Source organism: Vibrio sagamiensis NBRC 104589, assembly GCF_007990935.1.
GTDB classification, from domain to species: Bacteria; Pseudomonadota; Gammaproteobacteria; order Enterobacterales; family Vibrionaceae; genus Vibrio; species Vibrio sagamiensis.
In genome coordinates, this window is the sequence record NZ_BJXJ01000029.1 from 1 (window position 1) to 17,362 (window position 17,362).

Here is a 17,362-nt window from a genome sequence, read left to right on the forward strand (position 1 = left end):
TCCCAACCATTTTGGGTAATGAGGCTGTAAATGGATTATTTATTCATTAAGAAGAGGAAGAAGCATAAATAATGCCAGATCTGGGGCGGGCATTCATGGGGTCAATGGTGTGCTCTTATTGGGTTCTGATGTAATGGTCTTCCCTCATCCAGCGGCATCACTCATGATATGCCAGAATAAAAAGTGATTGTTTTTGTCTAAATGTTAGCGGGAGAACATAATGGATAACTGCAAAGTTATTAGGTTGGATATTGCTAAAAATACTTCTTATCTGATCATGCTGAATTCTAAAGAAAAAGAGTAAGTGGCTTTAAATCGACTCATGGATTTTCAATTACTAAGTAACTCGCCACAACCAATTGAAAGTATAATCTGAGTTAATTTATCTTATGATTGAAAATCTTTGCTATTTTTTGAAAATGTGAATATTTTTAAAAATTAGGTTATTAATATCACATACCTGCCGATAAAACTCATCTCTAATACAAAAGCTCAGTATGATAACCATACTGAGCTTTTTTATGCTTCCTTCTAGAGCTCGGTGTCTAACTTTACGCTTACCCAAAGACCTTTAAAGAGTAATGACTCTTTTAGCCAAAGGGGGAATATTAACTTCTTCGTATTGACGACTAAAATGTTTATTCGCTTCTTGGCATATGCCAAGGCAGAAGATGACGATGAACATCTCCACTTTTCAACTTAGGAAGCTCTCGGAATAAGTATTCCAGATATTCATACGGTTCGCAGTCGTTCGCTTTTGCGGTTTCAATGAGGCTGTACAAGACGGCACTTGCACGGGCACCATTGTGAGTATTGCTAAAGAGCCAGTTGTTCCTTCCAACCGTGAACGGACGCACTGAACGCTCCGCGCGATTATTATCAATACTGAGTCTGCCGTCCTCGACGACACGGGTCAACTTTGACCATTGGTTGAGACTGTAATTAATCGCAACCCCAAGCTTACTTTTCGGTGGAACTTGGGAGACCGATTTATCTAACCAAGTTTTGAACGCCTTCAGTAGCGGCTCTGTCTGTGACTGCCTCTGCTGATATCGCTCTTCTTGTGTCTTGCCTTTTATCCCTTGTTCGATGCGATAAAGTTTCTGGAACCAGTTGATTGCCGATTGGATTTTACCTCCTTTAACTTGCTTTCCTTTTGGTTGACTTTGCTCCGCTTCCACGAACTTACGTCGTGCATGCGCCCAGCAACCAACCAGCTTCGCATTGGTTTTCTCATAGGCTTCATATCCATCGACATGGAGGTAACCATCGTAATCAGATAAGTATGAGGCTGGACAGTGGTGTCCACGGCTCTCGCCTTGGTAATCGAACAAGACGATACCCGGTGATTGTGCATCGCCTCCGCGGTCTGGACCGCATCCGTACAACCAGATGTAGCTTTTCTTTCTCTCGTCATTCAAAACTGTTAATGTGGTTTCGTCTGCGAACAGCACCTCTTGAGCAAGTAAGTTCTCTTTGAGTAACGCGATTAACGGCTCCAACTTTTCTGCACATTTCAATATCCACTGGCTCATTGTTTTACGGCTTAGCTTAATGCCATGCTGCTTGAACAAGGATTCTTGCCGATAAAGAGGCAACGCGTAGTGGTATTTATTTGTGATAATTTGCGCTAACAGAGACGGCGTAGCAATGCTTTTGGGGATCATCGATGGCGGTGGCGCAGCCATCAGCACGGTGTTTTTCTCCCCTTTTCTATCGCATTCGCGACAGACGTATTTCGGCCTTTCTGTGACTTCAACATACAGTTTAGCGGGGATGTACACCAACTTTTCACTGGTGCTTTCACCCATTTTACAAAGTGCTGACTGGCAGCATTGACAGATTTTATCTGAGTCCGCTACATATGAAGATAAATGTTGCTGGTTTTAATAAGTCTCTTCATTGGGTGATCTCACGAATAACTTGGGCTAACCATTGAGGGGTCACAGATGCAGGGATATAAAGCTGGCAGGCTCCGACATCAAGGCGCAAAGAGGAATAATTTTGTTGAAGTCGAGCCCGAGCGGACTCAATTTCCTACGCAGTCGGTGGAGAGACAGAGATGAATGGATTGTCTTCGTCTGAGGCAGCTTTTAATTTACGTTGCTGACTTTTAAAGGCCTTGAGATCAATGTCATGATGACGGCAAAACTCCGAGGGTGAAAGTTCACTTTGATGATAATTTTGGATGAGTGCAGACCACTCTTTGGAGGTTAGCTGGTTTGACATACGTCCTCATGATGGAAATAAATGAAGTAAACTAGGTTACTTCATTTATTTCCATCATAAGAAGGTGTCGATTTAGAGACGCTTACAGCCTAGGTGCTTACTTAGCCAAAATCACCGTTAACATAACCTTGAGTACGATCATCTTGTGGGGTGCTAAAAATGGTATTGGTATCATTATGTTCAACCAGTTCTCCCATCAGAAAAAATGCCGTTCGGTCAGATATACGGCGAGCTTGCTGCATCGAGTGAGTGACAATCACAATAGTGTAATCTTTTTTTAATTCTTCCATCAACTCTTCAATTTTATGTGTTGCAATAGGATCAAGAGCCGAGGTCGGCTCATCCATTAAGATCACATCAGGTTCCATTGCAATGGTACGAGCGATACATAATCGTTGCTGCTGACCTCCTGATAGACCAAATGCATGCGATTTCAGACGATCTTTGACTTCATCCCATAAAGCAGCACCACGCAATGAGCGCTCGACGATTTCATCAATGTGCCTTTTATCCTTGACACCTTGTGCCCTTAATCCATAAGCCACATTTTCATAAATGCTCATAGGAAAAGGATTCGGCTTTTGGAACACCATCCCAACTTTTATCCTTAAATCAGCAACATCGATATTACCGTAGATATCTTCACCATCCATCGTTAATTTACCGGTAATCTTAACGCCCTCGATAAGATCGTTCATACGATTTAAACAACGCAACAGTGTCGACTTGCCACATCCTGATGGACCGATTAACGCAGTGACTTGGCGGACAGGAATCGGCAAATCAATCGATTTTAACGCTTGGTTCTGACCGTAGAATAAATTTAGCCCTTCAATATCAAATTTGTTCATTTTTCTATATCTCATAATGTATTTTATATCTTAATGTGCTGTTTTATTTATCTTGTTAGTAATTTGCACGATTAAAGCGTCGGGCAATCAGCTTCGTCAATGTATTGATAATGAGAACGACAACAATTAACACCGTTGCTGTCCCATACGCTTGGTTCCATTCATCGATAGTAAATAGCTCAGTAGTCAATTTATATAAGTGAACGGTCAAGGTTCGCCCCGAATCCAATAGCGAATCCGGAATACGAGCGACCATGCCAGCGGTTAAAAAAACAGGGGCCGACTCTCCGATAACACGACCAATACTCAAAATGACAGAAGTTAGAATACCGGGTATAGCGCTAGGTAGAATCAATCGCCAAATTGTGTACGTTTTCGATGCGCCAAGCCCATACGAGCCCTCACGAAAAGTCTGTGGCACCGCCATTAGCGCTTCTTCTGTTGTACGAATAATGACAGGAAGGATAAGGATACTTAATGTCAGCGCCCCTGATAAAATAGAAAAACCCAATCCCAGTATGGCGACAAAAAATGTCATACCAAAAAGACCAAAGATGATAGAGGGTATACCCGCGAGGGATTCCGTACAAAATCGAATCACTTTAACCAATCGACTGCCGACTTTAGCATATTCAGTTAAATAGATTGCAGTCATAATGCCGATTGGGGCTGCTACAGAAATGGACGCGATGACCATGTAAATTGTCGAGACAATCATCGGGAAGATGCCATGCTCATCTCCAGTGCGAGTATAATTATCAGTGATGAACTTCCAATCCACGTGTTGTAAACCATTCGATAGAATGTACCACATAATCCAGAATAGAAAGCCCACAGTTAGGCCGGCTGAGGCCCAGACCAAAGCGTGACAAATTTTGTCTTTACGCTGGCGAGTTTGCTTTAATTTTACGCGATTCATATTTGCCTCTATTTTGTGCAGTGTCTATTTTGCTTTTTCTCGATTAAAGTAAAGAAGTAGCGCATTTAACGTCATGATAAACACTAAAAGGACCACACCTGTCGCGTAAAGCGCATTGGCATGCACACCGCTTGCGTAAGACATTTCAATCGCAATATTTGCTGTTAAAGTCCGAGCTGAATCCAAAATCCCTTCTGGCATCGCAGGCGCATTCCCCATCACCATAATAATGGCCATCGTTTCACCTAATGCTCTGCCAATACCTAAGATCACACCCGTCATAATGCCTGAACGGGCAGCAGGAACGAGTAATTTGAAGATCGTATATACCTTTGATGCTCCAAGAGCTAACGAACCTTCTTTGTAGGTTTTGGGTACTGCTCGAATAGACGTTTCAGAAACGGTAATCACCGTCGGCAGGATCATAATACCTAAGACGATGATGCCAGCTAAAATAGTATTACCAGCAGGAACATCAAAGACATTTTGAATCAGTGGCACAATGATCACGAGTCCAAAAAAGCCATAAACTACCGAAGGAATCCCAGCAAGCAGTTCAACCGCTGGACGAATGATATTCGCTAATCGCTTAGGGGCAATTTCTGCAATAAAGATCGCGGTTAACACTCCGATAGGTACACCAACAATAACTGCTCCTGCCGTTGAGGCAACAGAAGCAACAATCATTGTTGCAACACCATATAATGCTGGTGGTAGCCAGTGTTTGCCTAATACAATGCCAGAAACTCCAACTTCTTGGAAAGCTGGAACACTCTCTTTAATAATAAAATAAGCAATAATAGCTAGCGATAAAATACCGATGACGGCACTTGTTAAAAACAAACCGTGAAAAATTCGCTCTTTCCAATCAACTCGACGCTTTGTGCGCAAACCGGATTTAGGAAGAGAGATTGTCTCAGTGGTAATAAATTTTTTACTGTCTGTTGCGATGGTCATTTAAAAATCTCACGGTTCTCAGTAATACCTTTGAACACAATCGATAAATAGGCCCAGCCCGAAAATGTAGACTGAGCAAAGAGTCAATCAAACAAGATTAGTTAATTGCAATATAGCCATTTTTCTCTACAAGCGCTTGAGCTTCTTTAGTCAACATCCAATCTAAGAATTGTTGGGCTTGAGCAGAAGGTTGGCCATCTTTGTACAAGACAAGAAATGGGCGAGCGACTTTGTAGGAACCATTCTTAACATTATCAACCGATGCTTGAACACCATCGATAGGCAAAGCTAGAACGGATTTATCTACGGTGCCTAGAGAGATGTAACCAATAGCGTATGGGTTAGAAGCTACCATTGTTTTCAATGCCCCATTACCATTAGCAACCTGGGCTCGTTGTGAGATAGCAGAAACTTTCTTATCCGCTATCTTCATTTTTAAGGACATGATGTCTTCAAATGCACCACGAGTACCTGAAGCAGTGTCACGAGTGATAGTGACGATAGGTTTATCAGCACCACCCACATCTTTCCAATTAGTTATTTCGCCTTTATAAATTGCAGCGACTTGCTCAGCAGTAAGACCTGACAGTTTGTTTTGCGGGTTTACCACAACAGCAATACCATCAAGGGCTACTTTCTCTTCTTTCAATATTAGATCTTGTTCAGACTCTTTAAGGTTACGAGAAGACATACCTAAGTCAGCAGAACCATTTTTTGCGGCTTTGACGCCAGCTGAAGAGCCTGGGCCTTGTACTTCTATAAATACATCTGGATGAGTTTTCATGTAAGTTTCAGAGAAAACTTCCATCAGTGGCGTAACACTACTTGAACCTACAGCAGTGATTGTTTCTTTGGCAGAAACAGAACTTACAACCATTAATCCTAGAAGTGCAAGAGCACCTGTTACTGTCTTTTTCATCACAATTTCCTTTAATGCGCTTATTGACGCCGTTGTATTTAACTGGACAATAGACACTTTAGGATTTGAATGTGACATTTATGTTGCAGTTGTTTGAAACCTCTATGACATCTATATCTAAGTAAACTCAAAATGCTTGACGGTAGGGTTGCTGGATTGCATCTCGATTTATTTTGAGGGATAAAAAAGTCCGAACATGCTCGGACTTAGTAGTATTATTTGTTGATGTTCCAAGTCACATTGACTTTAATCTTCTGAACTTGGCTCAGCAGGCTTCTTTTTAGGGATAAACACATTATCACCTACTGCCACATGTTGATAAAAGCTTTTGTCACGTTTCATTGGCTTCTTCGCTGCTTTTTTCGCCGGAGCTTTGGCTTTATTCGGCGCAGCTTTCTTACCACGAAAGTCTGGTTTACGCGGTTTTAATCCTTTAAACTTACCTTTCAACCCCTCAAGTATCGAAAAGTTAAGGTCTTGCTGCAGATAAGATTCGACACGTTTAAAACTGTCCCAATCTTTAGGACCAACTAATGAAATAGCATCGCCTTTATTACCGGCTCGTCCCGTTCTTCCAACTCGGTGGACATACTCCTCAGTATGCTTTGGCATATCAAAGTTGATCACGTGAGTCACTGTCGAAATATCTAAACCACGAGATGCAACATCTGTTGTCACCAATATTTTAAACACAGCACGTTCAAATTGACTCATGATGGTATTGCGTTGAGTCTGATTTAAATTGCCACTCAGAGCAATTGCCTTGAGCTTTTTCTCATTAAGCTTGGCAGTTAGGCGCTCTGTATCATCTCGGGTCGCCGTAAAGATAATCACTTGACGATACTCGGCTTCTTCAAGCACACGATCCAAAACCGCTTCTTTATGATCTAAGTGATCACATAGATAAAACGTTTGAGTAATATCTTGATGTTCTTCGCTAGAAACACCAACCGCAATACGCTTAGGCGCATTAAGCATTTCAGACGCAATACCATTAACCTCTGCATGATCCAACGTTGCTGAAAACATCAGAGTTTGACGACGACGATGTTTAGCAGCTTTATGAATTTTACGTAGTTCAGGAGCAAAACCTAAATCAAGCATGCGATCCGCTTCATCAAGCACTAATGTATCCAAACCATCAAGGAAAAGAGAACGGTGCTCTAAATGGTCAGCCAAGCGTCCTGGGGTTGCGACAATAAATTTAGGGTATCGACGTAATGCTTTTACTTGGTCATTAAAGTTTTCACCGCCAAGAATCAAAGCCGCTTCATAAGATAGTCCCATTAACATAGAACGCAATTCACCATATACCTGTTTCGCTAGCTCTCGTGTTGGGGCAAGAATCACAGCTCTTGGGTCTTTAGCTGAAAATGACTTGGTCTTGAGAGATTTATGAAGTATAGGTAATACAAAAGCCAAAGTCTTGCCTGAACCTGTTTTAGAAGATGCCAGTAGATCCTTGCCTGCAATAGCCACAGGAATTGCCTGTTGCTGTATGTCAGTCGCTTTTTTGAAATCGTAATGTTTTAGGTTCTTCAACAATCGGTTGTCTAGGCCTAGATCTTTAAATTGCAAAGTATTCTCCAATTAATAATCGGTGTCTGAGTGCTGTTAATATCGTTTTTCATTCTAGAGACTGTCGGCCTTCCAAGTAAACTAGAGCACAATAATGGTTTAAAAACCCATCGTTATTATCATTTAGAATACTCAACAGACTTCTAGTACAGCACAAAATAAAAGCGCGCTATCATAACGCAAACCCTAGGAGTATAGATAGAGATCACACAAACTAAATTGTATTAGAAAAAAGAATCTTCTTTCATTTACGCTTAATCTGCCATCACTTCATTCTAACTCATTGATAGTAAAGATGTAGAGATATTGGTCTTATCATACCAGATACTGTTAAAAGAAGGCAGAATTATAAAATCTGTCTAAATGATTCAGCACCTGTATATGGTTCTCTATGAAATACTTGGTTTTTTTTTACTTTTGCTACATCATATACTGATAGATTCGTTCTATACTCGCTCTACTTATGTGAGAATTTTTCTCACTGTGTAGAACTTTCACTCAAAGTAAGGAATTTATATATGAACAAAACATTGATTGCAGCAGCAGCTACTTCTGTTTTTCTTTTAGCGGGTTGTGCATCTTCTGACGATGCAACAACGTCTAAACTAAACGAACTAAGCAACCAGGTAAGCGAGCTAAGCCAAAACGTTCAATCTCTTCAATCTGATGTACAAAAATCAGGTGCAGCAGCAATGGCAGCACAAGAAGAAGCTGAGCGCGCTAACGATCGTATCGATAACATCGCTCAATCTTACACTAAGTAAGAAAAACTTATCATAATAGCCATTATAAATCAGTAACTTAATTAAGGTTTATATGATAAATGGCAATAAAATGGCGACATATTTTATGTCGCCATTTTTGTCTAATCATATTTAGAATATACACCTCAAGCCAACAACTTTGCTCAAAGTTCAGTCTTATAAGAATTGCCACTACTCCGCGGGCCATCGTTCGTTTTCCTTCCCAAAACTACCGAGCGACTCCAGTGCACTCCATCAACCTGAAAGGAACACTATCAAGCATTTTTCGCCGAATTACCAATGAATAGGGTAAGAATGAGGCCAAAGATATGTGGTTATACAAAGCCTCTAAGTTAGCTTAAATTTAAGTACAACCTGAAGTCTCTGGTGTACCACACCATAGCTGTTCTTATTAGATTGAAGTCCCCATATGCCATTGCAGCTAGCGGCACTTTTTCATCGAACAGAGTTTGGCTTTTACAGTGACTTTCCCAAAGTAGCATGTACAGTAACTCTCACGATCAGCTTTACGTGTAATGTCACAATTAAACTCCTTTTTAAACCAACTTAGTCTCTCAATCCTTTCAAAATCTTTTAAATAAACTAAAGCAGCAAATAGCTGATAAAAACGATACTATAAGGTTATTCAAACCAAAATAATACTAACTCCACACTTTAGATTTATGCTCTGACTCAATAATAAATAAGCCTAAAATAAACACAAAAACCTGTACTGAGTCAAACCGGCTAATTTTTTTTAAGATCTATTAATCTAAAAAATACGGAATTTGCTCTTTAATTAAAGCGCTGTCGCTTGAAAAGTTTGCATAGTGAGTTACTTTATTGACATCCCATTTGGTTAAGTTCTGGCTAAAATTTTCAGCCCCTTTGAACATACCTTCCATCGTAGCGGCGTTCGATGTATCCCAATCACTTATATCTTGATCAAACATCTTTGCGTCTCTAAACATCCATATCATGTTTTTGACACTTGACGTGTTCCATTGACTTATATCTTGATTAAAAGCATAAGTTTTTGCAAACATAAAACTCATATCAATTACTTTCGATGTGTCCCAATACCCAATAAATTGGTTAAACGAATAAGCATCAAGAAACATTGCTTTCATATCAGTTACTTTCGATGTATCCCAATTTCCTATATCTTGATTGAAAACTGTGGCGCGATAAAACATAAAATCCATATTTGTTACTTTAGAGGTATCCCATGAAGCAAGGTTTTGATCAAAGTTATCAGTATTTCTGAACATATAACTCATTAAAGTAACATTTGCAGTATCCCAGCTCCCGATGTCTTGATCGAAAGCTCTAGCGCCTTCAAACATCTTATACATATCAGTTACTTTTGATGTATCCCAGTACCCAATATCTTGGTTAAACGCGATAGCATTTTGAAACATTCCAGCCATTGTTCTAACATTAGAGGTATCCCAATGACCTAAGTTTTGATTAAATATTTGAGCTTTACTGAAGATAAAACTCATATCCGTCACACTCGACGTATCCCAATAACCGATATCTTGATTAAACGCACTAGCCTCATCAAACATAAAATGCATTGAAGTAACCTTTGATGTATCCCAATAAGCAATATTTTGATTAAATGCTTTTGCTTTGTGAAACATATAACGCATTGTCGTAACATTAGAGGTATCCCAATCACTAATATCAGCATTAAACAATTCGCGGCCCTTAAATACAAAACTCATATCTGTTACTTGTGAGGTACAAAAACGGATTTTACCTCGCTGAAGATAATCTAACATCGCCTTATTTTTAACAAGAGCATTATCAACCACTACATAAACGTGATCATTTTTAAGCACTACAGAGTTCACTGGCTTATCTAAACAATTGACAAATATATCAGCAGAAAATGCGTTATTACTGATGAATGAAGCTGCACCAAAAATAAATGGTGTAATTATTTTTTTCATCTTATTTTCCTAAGATTGAAGTAGATCTTATTGAAAGAAAGTTCGGAGACTATCTTGAGACAAACCACTACCTTTGGCGAAATCATTATGATTTACAACACGTTGAGCATTCCAATCGGTTAAATTTCGGTCAAACCCCTTAGTGTTGAGAAATATACAGTTCATATTAATGGTATGGAAAATATCCAAGCCAGAGATGTTTTGGTTAGATATAACAATTATTGATAAATGAGAATTTTATATCAGTCATACAGATTGTAACGATTGTATATTGCCATCAAGAATGTTTTGCCAATAGTCAGAGTTAATGAATCATTAAAAATAACAAAGATTTTATCTTGTTCAATGGGCGCTAATCCAAATATCTTTGATTCACAATAAATAATTTCGTTAGAAAGCATTTATTAATAGCAAGCGGATTAATTGTATTGGTAAAAAAAATCAATATCACCCAATATATAATATAACTATCATAAATAAGGTGAAAATTTGATTTACATCAAGTAAAAGATTAAATTAAATTACAATAATGACATTTAAAATGTCATGATTCGTTTTTCCGGTTGTTATAAGATTATTATTGATGATAATAAACACAACCAGAGTAATATTATTTTTAAAATTAAAAACTCTATTAACTGGATTCTGTTATTTGCAGTATATTTTATTAATAAAACTGTTATTTCTTTAAAGTTTTGCTTCTTGGATATCAAATGCTATTTATCGGGTTGTTTGTGCTGCGGTAAGCTCCACTATATCGCTTACCGACAGCATGAAAAGGGATATTTAGGTAGTTAAAAGGAGGTAATCTCTACTGGTATACCATTTTGAGCTGCTAATACTGCTTTAACCTTCACATTTGTTATGCCAAATTCTTTCAACCACCAATCAAGTTCCAGTGGAACTTGCAAGTGATCTTTCTCTCCGTTGCTACGAGTCAATGGTTCATGAGCTTCAACAAATACACTCCGATCAGGTTCTAAGGTAATTTTTACAGGATTGTTAATAATTTTAACTTTTTCGCCACGACGTACTTTTGAAAATAACCATTCTATATCTTCAGGGTTCATTCGAATGCAACCTGAGCTTACGCGCATGCCAATACCAAAATCTTTATTCGTACCGTGGATCAAATATTCACCGTTACCAAAGGCTAACCTCAAGGCGAACATACCTAAAGGGTTTTCAGGGCCAGAGGGAACAACAGCAGGTAATTCAACGCCTTTAGCCCTATATTCTGCCCTAATTGAGGAAGGAGGTGTCCAAGTTGGATTTGGTCTTTTTTGGCTGATACTGGTAGTCATTTCGGGCGTATCTCTACCAATTCGACCTATACCAACTGGAAAAATATGTACAACTTTTGATTTTGGCGGAAAATAATAGAGCCTTAATTCAGCTAAGTTAATAACAATGCCTTTATGTTCTACATCAGGTAAGATCAACTGCGTAGGGACAGTTAATACATGCCCTTCTGCAGGTAGGAAAGGATCTACGCCTTTATTTGCCGCCATCAATGCCAGCATGCCTACATCATATTGCTTGGCGATATTCGCCATAGTTTCGCCATGTTGAACCACATGATTTCCCATGCGGCCTATGACTCTAGTACCATCGTTAGGTAGTTCATATATCTTGGAAAAGGATAAACCACTTACTAAAGACAACGATAGGGATAAAAGTGTTCGTTTTACATATTTGTTTAGACGCAGCTGGCTGGGCATCTTTCTTTATTCCTTGGCATTTTTAAACAACCGTAAGGTTATCTCTCTTTCTGCCTTATGATCAACCATTGGCTTAAAATAATCCAGTCCCGTAAAGCCACTCCAAAGCCAAGGGGTATGAATGAATTTATTCGGCACACTTTGTATTTCAGGGACCCATTTGCGAACAAACTGACCATCGGGATCAAATTTTTCTCCTTGATTAATAGGATTGAATATTCGAAAGTATGGTTGGCCATCACACCCCGTCGAAGCAGACCACTGCCAACCACCGTTGTTTGCTGCAAAATCACCATCCACCAGTTTAGTCATGAAATACTGTTCACCCCAACGCCAGTCAATGTGTAAATCTTTGGTTAAAAAGCTGGCGACAATCATACGTAAACGGTTATGCATCCAACCCATCTGATCTAGCTGGCGCATAGCAGCATCAACAATCGGATACCCCGTAGTTCCTTTTTTCCAACGTGCAAACGCCTCTTTATCATAAGACCATTGAATACGACTTTCCCAAGGAATAAACCCTTCTCCCTTAACAAGTCTCGGTTCAAACACAAGTAAGTGCTGATAAAATTCACGCCAAATAATTTCACTTAACCAAGTTGCTTTGCCAACGTTTAACTCTTCTGGGGATACCCCTTCACACAACCGCGCAAGGCACTGTCTTGCAGATAAAGCACCAATGGCTAAATAAGGAGAAAGTTGGCTTGTTCCCTCAATAGCAGGAAAGTCTCGTTGTACTTGGTATGCATCACTTCGCTTCCAAACAAATGATCTTAGTTGCCCGATAATATCAGATGTAGATGCTTTCCAAGCGTCGCTTGATTCGCGCGAGTAAGTAAAAACAGCACCTGGATGATATTGTTCATCTTTGAGGGTAGATAGAATATTCTGATTCAGTGGTGCTTGAACAGTCGGTTGATAAATCGGAGATAGGACTAAAGATTTTAACCAAGCACGCTTAAAAGGTGTAAATACTTTAAAGTACTCTCCTTTTTTGTTGAGGATGCTCTTTGGCGGTTGAATGCATATATCTTCCACCAAGTCTAAACTTACTCCACATGATGACAGAGCCTTTGCTACATTTTGATCCAAGGCTTGTTCGTTAACTTCGTAATGCTTAACGGCTATCACTTTTGTTGCTTCTAACATGCTCGTCCAACGCATCATAAGATCTGGAACAGCCTTGAAATCGGCCACTTCTCGATAAAGCAATGGAATATTTAATTCCAAAAGCTCCTGCTCTAGGTATCCTAAGCGACGAGCAACCAAATCAGCTTGGATTGCTGACATGTTGTGAGAATGCCATTGTTTTGGCGTTGCTATGAAGCATGCGATAACGGGTAAGCCAGTATCAAGAGCAGCCTTCAAAGCCATATGATCCAGAGTTCTGAGATCACGTCGAAACCAAACCACTATCATTTTTATATCCTTTTCATCAGAAGCTAATCAACGTGAGAACAGAAATCTTTTCTATTCTGCATACCTTTACAGGCTATGCACTTTTTCAATAACTTCTGACACATTCACTTGCTGTGAATATTGAGTGCGCAATGTCTTAATCACTTCTACTTGTTTTTGCAAAAGCGCTTTATTTGAGAAAAAGAAAATAGTTTTGTACTGCTCAAGAACAGGATGCTCAAGAAGACCAGCAACATCATCAACACGATCAATTAATGTGACATGATAGCCTTGTTCGCATAATGTTGCAGCCTGCAACCAGCTTTCAGTTGGGCGAGTTTTTTCAAAACTAACTAATAAGCATTTTCCTTTAGATGCCGCTTTATTCTCGGCATCAATGATCAATAACAAACGAGTCATTAAGCAAGATTCTAATAATCCTATTTGTAATGAGCGTAAAGAAGATTTAACTCGCTCTAGAGCCTCAATCGTCGGGTTGATTAACTTACCAACAATAATCTCTAGTGGGTATTCTTTCATTAATTGTGCGAGTGTCGTTTCAACTTTGCCTCGATTCAATTTAGACAACGCATCTAGTAGTTCCCTCACTTCTGCTAATTGAGGGGTATCAAATGTTTCGTCAGAATTTGGCTTGCTCCCTAGTAAACCTTTCACTTTACCAATCGCAACACCTTTCAATAACCAGCTTTGAATTTCAGTGATAATATCAATATCTTCCTGGCTATATAAACGATGCCCTTTTTCTGTTCTTTGTGGTTGAATTAAATTATAGCGTCTTTGCCAAGCTCTCAGAGTAACGGGTTTGATTCCCGTTATCTCTGATACATCCCGAATTGCATACAAACTTTTTTCTTGGCTACAAACCATAACGAAGTCTCATTTCCTGTGGGTAAGGTTCTAAATATTTCTGCTTTTGCAGGTAAACATCTGGATAGGCACTTAAATAGTGTTTTATAAGCGTTAATGGTGCGAGCAACGGCAAAATACCAGTTCGGTATTCACTAATAACATTCGCAAGTTCCGCTTTTTCGGCAGGTGTTAAAGAGCGTTTAAAGTAGCCCTGCAAATGCATTAAAACATTAGTGTTATTTTTTCTACTAGCACGGTTTTTGAGTGCCGACATCAGACCAAGTCGGTATTGACTGTAAAACGTGTTTAGATCGTATTTCGCTACATTGGCAACCAATCGACCTAAAGAACGGTAAGACTCTGGGTGATGTGCCATTAATGTCAATTTATAACGTGAGTGAAAGTCAATGATCTTGCTACGAGAAGGCTCACTACCCATTGACTGATAGAAATCATGAAGACAGTATATACGGGTAATAAAGTTTTCTTTTAGTACTGGATCATTTAAGCGACCATCTTCTTCAATAGGAAGCCAAGGCATTTTCTCCATAAGTACTTTTGTATACAGCCCTACCCCTTCTTTTGCCGCACTATTTTTGCTGTACACCTTAACTCGTTCCATCCCACAAGTCGGTGATTTTGCACAAACAATGTAACCACACAGCTGCTCGCTCTCAAGCTCTGACGTTTTATTTTCAGAATAAGCAATCATATCACTTGTATGATCTTTGCTTGGATCTTTGGTTTCAACTAAGGTTAATTTTTCATCGTTGTTCACTAAGCGAATTGTCGGGCGCGGGACTGGCATACCAATAGCCACTTCGGGACATACGGAGACAAAGTCAAAATACTCCGTGAGGTCCTTAGTCACAAAATTACTAATTTTATGACCTGAATCGAAACGAACGCGTTCACCTAATACGCAAGCACTGATACCGACTTTAATAGCAGATTGCATAACGACACACCTTGTACAAAAAAAATTATTGTATAATATATAGCAGACAATTTATGATTATACAATAAAAAAAAGTGTATAACTTATTTACTTAAGAACTCAAGTTTATATAAAGTTATGTTTAAGAGAGATCACTCGTTCATCCAACTAATGACATTTCTCTAAAAGTTGTACTTTTAAATTACTTAAATGATATGGTTATTTATCTTCAACATATTGAGTTAACAATTCGAATATTTATTTAAAAACAACAAGTTTCTGTGAGATAAATCTCACGATAATTCTGGAACACCCTTTAACATTGGCCTATTGTAAATACATAGACTCAACAGTTTTCGTTAACATAATATTGGAGAGCTACTATGCCTACCCCACATATCAATGCACAGTTAGGTGATTTCGCTGAAACTGTACTTATGCTGGGAGACCCTTTGCGTGCAAAGTTCATTGCTGAAACTTTTCTTGATGATGCAAAATTAGTGTGCGATGTGCGCAATATGTTCGGATATACTGGCATTTATAATGAAAAAGAAGCGTCGGTGATGGGACACGGCATAGGAATACCATCGAGCAGTATTTATGTACATGAATTGATGAATATCGCTCTGGAAACGGCTGCTAATATTTAATTACTGCTCCGTTCAACGCAGTTTGAGCGTTTGTAGATACACTATCACACAGTCTGTTTCGCACGGATTGTTCATATTACTGCGCCATGGAGGGTAATTGTGTCAAATAATCAGCTTCCACCTGACGCAAATGGGTTACAACTCAACTTTTGTAAAACATTATCCTGTGAGAATTTTGGTGTTAGCGAGCCCAAACGTTATATTTTACAACAAACAAATCCTAAACGGCTTAATATGGTGTGCCGTAGTTGTGGATCTTTTCCTCCACTGTTAAATAATCTTGATGTTTTGCATGAATATCATCGTCTTAAAACAACACATCACGATGAGCTACCAGCCTGTAAAAATAGCAACTGTGTTAACTTTGGTGTTTCTTGTTTAAGTCATAAACATCTTTACCACGCCTTTGGATACAGTTGTGACAAGCAACGTTACAAATGCAAGACATGTCAAAGAACTTTTGTTGATAAGTGGTCAGGAGACAACAAGAATTTACAATTCCATGAGAGTCTTGTTGGGTTGATTTTTAAAGGCTACTCCGTCCGTGAGATCTGCCGCCTACTAAGGATCAACCCGAAATCCTTCTATGATAATCTCAATAGTATTGCAGGCCGCTGCCGTAGAAAGCTTGCAGTTATCGATGTACGCTGGCAGAAACACGCACAAAATTATGAATTATCCTCACATTATTTGCCACTTCAGCCAGGAAGTCACAATGGTGTATATTGGATTGTTTCAGGAGACGCACATTCCGGTTATATCTTATGCCAGCACACTAACTATTCACCGACAGAAGAAGCAAACGAAAATTCTGATCACACCCCCTATGATGAAACATCACGCTTTGTATCCCGAAAATATAAGCCAGAGACAAAAGAGCTTAATCAATCATTTTGCCACTCTCTACAACAAAAAATCGACAAACAATACCAGACTATTTTGGCTCGGTATAATGTCGAAGACCCACTCGGTGATCTTTCTACTTTTATCTATCCATCGAAAGGAGCTTTAATTCGCCCTCCTTACACCGCATATGCTCATTATCTTCACCTAATAGGTATGTGTAATGAAGAATACCCTATGACCATTTATCTTCCACAAGACCCTCTGTTACGCTCTTCTGCAATGAGTATTTTTTTACCTCGAATTAAGAATGGTAATATCAATTTAATGTATGTTGAAGAAGGAGGTTGTTGGTGTATGAAGAAGGCGTCTGGAAACGTGGATATAGTCCATATGAGCTGGTGGAGAGATCGATGGGCCATCTCAACTCAAATTAAAGCGAAAAACAATCCTCAAATACATTATCAAAAAGGCATTTGTTACCTTACAGGTAGAGACGATAATCTCGTTGATTGGTTTCAACATGCCACTTTGAGCCAAGCCCAAGGGTACCAACATCGCTTTCAACAACTGTTTGAAAGCTTTATTAACGAGCCACGTCGCAAATTAAGACCCGCAAGTATTTTGCCTCTTTTAGATATATTCAGAGCTTGGCATAATTTGTGCGAGCTAGATACAAATGGATTAACAGCAGCACAGCGATTAGGTGTTTCTAAAGAACCTTTGACCATTAAGCAGCTTCTGGCTTAAACATAGCCGACACCTAATTGTTCAACACAGTTTTTT

At 39.2% G+C, this 17,362-nt stretch carries 15 protein-coding genes and 1 pseudogene; 3 read left to right on the forward strand and 13 right to left on the reverse strand.

Annotation, left to right across the window (positions count from 1 at the left end; all coding sequences use genetic code 11):
* Window positions 1-638: 638 nt before the first annotated feature.
* From tnpC to VSA01S_RS13895, 7 genes are all read right to left on the reverse strand, one after another.
* Complete coding sequence (gene tnpC, locus VSA01S_RS13865; protein WP_227739640.1) at window positions 639-1,844, reverse strand: IS66 family transposase; 1,206 nt, start codon at window positions 1,842-1,844, stop codon at window positions 639-641.
* Between the two features lie 193 nt (window positions 1,845-2,037).
* The gene (gene tnpA, locus VSA01S_RS13870) at window positions 2,038-2,229 is read right to left on the reverse strand and encodes an IS66 family insertion sequence element accessory protein TnpA (RefSeq protein WP_039982207.1); all 192 of its coding nucleotides are present in this window, start codon (window positions 2,227-2,229) and stop codon (window positions 2,038-2,040) included.
* A 101-nt stretch (window positions 2,230-2,330) separates the two neighbouring features.
* Window positions 2,331-3,080, reverse strand: coding sequence for a phosphate ABC transporter ATP-binding protein PstB (gene pstB, locus VSA01S_RS13875; RefSeq protein WP_039982208.1), 750 nt, complete (start codon window positions 3,078-3,080; stop codon window positions 2,331-2,333).
* 55 nt (window positions 3,081-3,135) lie between these two features.
* Window positions 3,136-3,999: a phosphate ABC transporter permease PstA gene (gene pstA / locus VSA01S_RS13880; RefSeq protein WP_039982209.1), complete on the reverse strand. Its 864-nt coding sequence runs from the start codon at window positions 3,997-3,999 to the stop codon at window positions 3,136-3,138.
* Window positions 4,000-4,023: 24 nt separating this feature from the next.
* On the reverse strand, window positions 4,024-4,956 hold the full coding sequence (gene pstC, locus VSA01S_RS13885) for a phosphate ABC transporter permease subunit PstC (RefSeq protein ID WP_039982210.1): 933 nt from the start codon (window positions 4,954-4,956) through the stop codon (window positions 4,024-4,026).
* A gap of 97 nt (window positions 4,957-5,053) precedes the next feature.
* Window positions 5,054-5,875 carry a phosphate ABC transporter substrate-binding protein gene (locus tag VSA01S_RS13890; protein WP_039982211.1) on the reverse strand — a complete coding sequence of 274 codons (822 nt, stop codon included), beginning with the start codon at window positions 5,873-5,875 and terminating at the stop codon, window positions 5,054-5,056.
* Window positions 5,876-6,121: 246 nt separating this feature from the next.
* Window positions 6,122-7,465: a DEAD/DEAH box helicase gene (locus tag VSA01S_RS13895; RefSeq protein WP_039982212.1), complete on the reverse strand. Its 1,344-nt coding sequence runs from the start codon at window positions 7,463-7,465 to the stop codon at window positions 6,122-6,124.
* A gap of 506 nt (window positions 7,466-7,971) precedes the next feature.
* On the opposite strand from VSA01S_RS13895, the gene VSA01S_RS13900 reads away from it, so the two are divergent.
* The gene (locus VSA01S_RS13900; RefSeq protein ID WP_021710825.1) at window positions 7,972-8,217 is read left to right on the forward strand and encodes an Lpp/OprI family alanine-zipper lipoprotein; all 246 of its coding nucleotides are present in this window, start codon (window positions 7,972-7,974) and stop codon (window positions 8,215-8,217) included.
* A 746-nt stretch (window positions 8,218-8,963) separates the two neighbouring features.
* Here VSA01S_RS13900 and VSA01S_RS13905 read toward each other — a convergent pair.
* From VSA01S_RS13905 to VSA01S_RS13930, 6 genes are all read right to left on the reverse strand, one after another.
* The gene (locus VSA01S_RS13905; RefSeq protein WP_039982213.1) at window positions 8,964-10,154 is read right to left on the reverse strand and encodes a BspA family leucine-rich repeat surface protein; all 1,191 of its coding nucleotides are present in this window, start codon (window positions 10,152-10,154) and stop codon (window positions 8,964-8,966) included.
* A gap of 27 nt (window positions 10,155-10,181) precedes the next feature.
* Entirely contained in the window at window positions 10,182-10,319 is a 138-nt protein-coding gene (locus VSA01S_RS20350) for a hypothetical protein (RefSeq protein ID WP_244949875.1), read from the reverse strand.
* Between the two features lie 629 nt (window positions 10,320-10,948).
* On the reverse strand, window positions 10,949-11,875 hold the full coding sequence (locus VSA01S_RS13915) for a L,D-transpeptidase family protein (protein ID WP_039981123.1): 927 nt from the start codon (window positions 11,873-11,875) through the stop codon (window positions 10,949-10,951).
* Window positions 11,876-11,881: 6 nt separating this feature from the next.
* A complete protein-coding gene (phrB, locus tag VSA01S_RS13920; RefSeq protein ID WP_039981121.1) occupies window positions 11,882-13,297 on the reverse strand; it encodes a deoxyribodipyrimidine photo-lyase in 1,416 nt (471 codons plus the stop codon).
* A 66-nt stretch (window positions 13,298-13,363) separates the two neighbouring features.
* Window positions 13,364-14,164: a MerR family transcriptional regulator gene (locus VSA01S_RS13925; protein ID WP_039981120.1), complete on the reverse strand. Its 801-nt coding sequence runs from the start codon at window positions 14,162-14,164 to the stop codon at window positions 13,364-13,366.
* Window positions 14,154-15,104 carry a YbgA family protein gene (locus VSA01S_RS13930; RefSeq protein ID WP_039981118.1) on the reverse strand — a complete coding sequence of 317 codons (951 nt, stop codon included), beginning with the start codon at window positions 15,102-15,104 and terminating at the stop codon, window positions 14,154-14,156. Before VSA01S_RS13930 ends, VSA01S_RS13925 begins: the two co-directional genes overlap by 11 nt.
* Window positions 15,105-15,466: 362 nt before the next feature.
* Between VSA01S_RS13930 and deoD the strand changes: the two are divergent.
* Together deoD and VSA01S_RS13940 are read left to right on the forward strand one after the other, a co-directional pair.
* A pseudogene (gene deoD, locus VSA01S_RS13935) lies at window positions 15,467-15,700 on the forward strand (purine-nucleoside phosphorylase); the annotation flags it as partial.
* A 132-nt stretch (window positions 15,701-15,832) separates the two neighbouring features.
* Window positions 15,833-17,326, forward strand: coding sequence for a lactate dehydrogenase (locus VSA01S_RS13940; protein WP_039981117.1), 1,494 nt, complete (start codon window positions 15,833-15,835; stop codon window positions 17,324-17,326).
* Window positions 17,327-17,362: the final 36 nt, after the last annotated feature.